The organism is Longimicrobium sp. (assembly GCF_036280135.1).
In the GTDB taxonomy this organism is placed as follows: Bacteria; Gemmatimonadota; Gemmatimonadetes; order Longimicrobiales; family Longimicrobiaceae; genus Longimicrobium.
The window spans coordinates 1-4,333 of record NZ_DASURI010000975.1 but is presented as its reverse complement, the minus strand read 5'-3'; the positions used below and the strand labels follow the sequence as shown (position 1 = coordinate 4,333).

Genomic DNA, 4,333 nt, shown 5'->3' with positions numbered 1-4,333 from the left:
ACAACTTCAACGACAACTCGATCGACACCACCGTTCGATGGTTTCCCGCCGTGGAGCGAGCCCGGGAGGTCAACGGACGCATCGAGATCCCTCTCCCCAGCGGGACCGCCGGGTCAGGGGTGCTCGGCTCACAAACCGCCTATGACCTGAGGGCTTCCGAGGTACGGGTGGAGCTCGTTCACGCGCCGCAGCACCATCCCCTGGTGGAGACCCACCTGCTGGTGGTCAACGGCAGCGACTACACCAAGCTCGCGCTGATCGACGGCGTGCTGGGTGCCTACCGCTGGGTGAGCGGTGCGGGCACGACGCTGGGGACGGTGCCCTACGATGCCGCCCTGCACCGCTGGCTGCGCATTCGCGAGGCGAACGGCACCGTGTTCTACGAGATGTCGCCCGACGGTGCATCGTGGACCCTGCTGGCCACCAGCGACGACCTGTTCGATCTCTCCGCGGTGTTCCTCCAGATCCGGGCCTCGACGTACGGCGCCGTGGCATCCCCGGGTCTGGCCGTGTTCGACAACTTCAACGTGCAGGGCACGTCCCTGGCCCGCCGCGTGGAGGAGCGGCGCAGGTCGGCCCGCGACGTCCGAGTGGAGGCGGCAGAGCTGGCGGCCGCGCGTCCGCACGACGAGCACGTCAACAACAACGACGAGGTCAACTACGCGGGGCGGCCGTTCATCGGAAGCTACAGCAAGAGCCTCGGGCACGACGAGCTGGGCGATCCCGACCCGGCCTCATACGCCACCCTGCTGCGCGCCCTGCAGAGCGAAGACCCGGCGGACTTCGAGGAGATCATCCTGGGCTCGCCCACGGCCAAGAAGCTCACCAACCCGCAGGCAGGGCTGGCGTTCGACGTCGAGGGGCCCGACGCGCAGGAGCGCACCATCCCCCCGGCGCCGCGCTTCGATAGCGAGCAGACGGCGCACGAGATGGGCGAGCTGTACTGGATGGCCGTCCTGCGCGACCTGCCGTTCGTGTACTACGGCTCCGACGGGACCGCCACGGCGGCCATCACGTCGCTGAACGGCGAGTTTCCCCGGTTCGGCGGCACGGTGCCCGTGACGGTGCAGAACCTTTTTCGCGGCATCTACCCCGGCGAGCAGGTGGGGCCCTACGTGTCGCAGTTCCTGCTCAAGGGCAACGTGGATCCCCGCAAGCCCGCCGGGCAGGGGCGCGACGCCACGGACGGCTTCATCTCCTACGGCTCGCGCGTCATCGACCAGCGGCTGTTCCCCGCCACGTCGGGCGTGGACCACCTGACCTCCTTCGCCACCTGGCTGGACGTGCAGAACGGCGCGGACCGGCGCGGCATGGAGACCTTCGACACCACCAGCCGCTTCATCCTGAACCTGAGGGCGGGCGCCACGTTCGTACACTTTGACCAGGTGCTGGATGCGTTCTACAACGCCGCGTGGATCCTGATGAGCGAGCCCACGGGCAACCAGCTCGCCGTCCTCACGCCCGGCACCGGACGCCCGCAGGTGGACCTGGAGTTTCCCAAGAACGCTGGTAACCCCTACGATCCGCCGGGGACGGCGACGGACAGCCGCACGCAGGTGGGATTCGCCACGTTTGGCCCGACGCACCTGCTGCAGGCGCTGGCGGAGGTGATGGGACGTGCTCTGCGGGCCGTGTGGTGGCAAAAGTGGGGGGTGCACCGCCGGCTGCGGCCCGAGGAGTACGGCGGCCGCGTGCACAACCACGTCACGGGCGCGCGCAGCTATCCCCTGCACACCAGCATCGTCACGTCCCTGCAGAGCGGCGGGCTGGCCCCGCACTTCGGGCAGGCGGGGGAGCAGTTCCCCGGCACGTACCTGCTGCCGCAGGCGTACCCCGAGGGCGCGCCCACGCACCCCGCGTACGGCGCCGGCCACGCCACGGGCAGCGGCGCCATGGTGACCCTTCTCAAGGCGTTCTTCGACGAGAGCGCCCCCATCGAGAACCCCGTGCAGTCCGACGTCACCGGCAACGCGCTCGTGGCCTACACCGGTGCCGACGCGGGGCAGATGACCGTGGGCGGGGAGCTGAACAAGCTGGCGGGGAACATCGCCATCTTCCGCAACGCGGCGGGCGTGCACTGGCGCTCGGACTACACCGAGTCGCTGCCCTTCGGCGAGGCCATCGCCATCGGCCTGCTGCAGGAGATGTCCCTGGGCTTCAACGAGGACGACGCCTACTTCCAGCTGACGAAGTTCGACGGACAGACCATCCGCATCTTCGACGGCAAGGTGGTCCCCGTCGTGAGCTGACGGCGCAGATAGATAGTAGTGGTGACCGGATGCCGGCGCGGAGTTCCCGCGCCGGCATCCGCGCGTCCGGGGGGCTGGCCGCGCCTCCGGCCTCCTGTCACGCGATCCGCACACGCGCTCCGTGAACATGGGAGACGTTGCGCGGAGCGGATTGACAGCCATCGGGTGAGGGGCTATCCTTTATCAGCAACGAACGTCGGGATAGGAAAGCATTCGATCTTTCCGCCTGATCAGACCACGATCCGGGACCCGCGAGGCCCCCGCCGGCAGAGACGCCGGCCGGGGTCTTTCTGCGTCCCGGACCTCCCTCCCACGGCGCGCGGATCCTCGCGGCGCCGCGACAACCAGACACCGAGCGGCCGATCACAGGCCCCGCCCCGGCACAGCGCCCGGGACCGGGGCCTTTTCGTGTCGGCATGGCGCGAAGGGGTCCATCCCCCTCACCTCCTTCACGGAGACACGTCCATGCCTACCATCGTCACCAGGACGGTCAAGCCGTCCGGCGGGGACTATACCTCGCTCTCCCAGGCCATCCTGGACCTCAAGGCGCAGTACGCGGACCTCGTGGCGCTCGACACCATCCTGCGCATCGAGTGCCACGCCATGGAAGACACCAGCCGGGTGGACATCGAGGCGGACTGGATCACGGACCACGACCGCTACATCCACGTGGTGGTCCCCCGCGCCGCGCGGCACCGGGGCCGCTGGAGCACGGACGCGTACCGGCTGCGGGTGAGCGACCCGTACTGGGCCCTGTCCATCTCCACCACCGGCGTGCGGCTGGAGGGGCTGCAGGTGGAGAACGCCGCGGGCATCGGCATCGCCTTCCAGGCGGGGACCACGCTGGACGCGTACGTGGACGCCTGCATCATCCGCTTTTGCGGCGCGCCGCAGAACCGCTGGGAGCACCGCGGCATCTTCTCGCACTACACGGGCGGCACGCTCCGTGTACGCAACTGCGTGGTGTACGGCTACCAGGAGAACGTCTACTGGTCGTCCATGCGGGCGGGGGCGGAGCTGGTGTTCTACGGCAACACGCTGTACGGCGCCGGCGGCGGCAACCTGAGCGCCACGTCGCAGGAAAGCCCCGTCACGCTGCGCCTCAAGAACAACCTGTGCGTGAGCGCCGGCACGGGCAGCGACTTCAGCCTGGGCTTTGTCACCGCCCCGCAGACGGACCTGGCGCGCAACGTGTCGTCGGACCTGTCGGCGCCGGGCGACGACGCCATCCGCGGGGCCGGGGTGCGGCTGCGCGACGTGCAGGCCGAGGACTTTCGGCTGGACCGCGACGACACGGCGGCGCAGGACACGGGCGCGGACCTGCGCCAGGACCCGGCGTGGGCGTTTGCCACGGACGCGACGGGCGCGCCCCGCAAGGACGCGTGGAGCGTGGGCGCGCTGCAGTACGCCCCGTCGCGGCGGGACGCGGCGTTCGGCGTACGCCTCAAGGCGGCGCTCATTGCCCGCGGCCGGCCCCACCCGCTGCACTGCGACAACGGCGAGGAGGAGGACTACCCGTACGTGGCCAACTTCTCCAAGGGGCTGGAGCACGACAGCGTGGGCGACGTGGTGCCGTCGTCGTACCAGTCGCTGCTGCACGCCCTGGAGACGCGCGACCCGGCGGACTTCGAGGCTATCGACCTGGGGCCCGGGGGAAAGAAGCTCACCAACCCGCAGGGCGGCCTGGCGTTCGCGCTCGAAGGACCGGACCCGCAGTCCGTCACGCAGCCGCCCGCGCCCCGCATCGACTCGCCGCAGAACTCGTCGGAGATGGGCGAGCTGTACTGGATGGCGCTCGCCCGTGACGTGCACTTCAACGACTACGGCAGCAACGGCATCATCCAGGACGCCATCCAGTCGCTGAACACGGAGTTCTCGGACTTTCGCGGCCCGCGCGAGAGCGGCGCCGTGACGGCGCAGACGGTGTTCCGCGGCATCTACCCCGGCGAGACGGTGGGGCCCTACCTGAGCCAGTTCCTGCTCAAGGGCACGAGCGATCCGCGGCTGCCGTCCGGCCAGGGCCGCGGCACGGCGGACGGGCTCATCACCTACGGCGACCTCAAGATCGACCAGCGGCAGGTGAC

Annotated in this window: 1 protein-coding gene and 1 pseudogene; both read left to right on the top strand. The window is 69.8% G+C overall.

What is annotated here, in order from left to right:
• The first annotated feature begins 167 nt into the window (after positions 1-167).
• Entirely contained in the window at positions 168-2,249 is a 2,082-nt protein-coding gene (locus tag VFZ20_RS31365; RefSeq protein ID WP_329687921.1) for a vanadium-dependent haloperoxidase, read from the top strand.
• 465 nt (positions 2,250-2,714) lie between these two features.
• Positions 2,715-4,333 (top strand): annotated as a pseudogene (locus VFZ20_RS31360) (hypothetical protein); the annotation flags it as partial.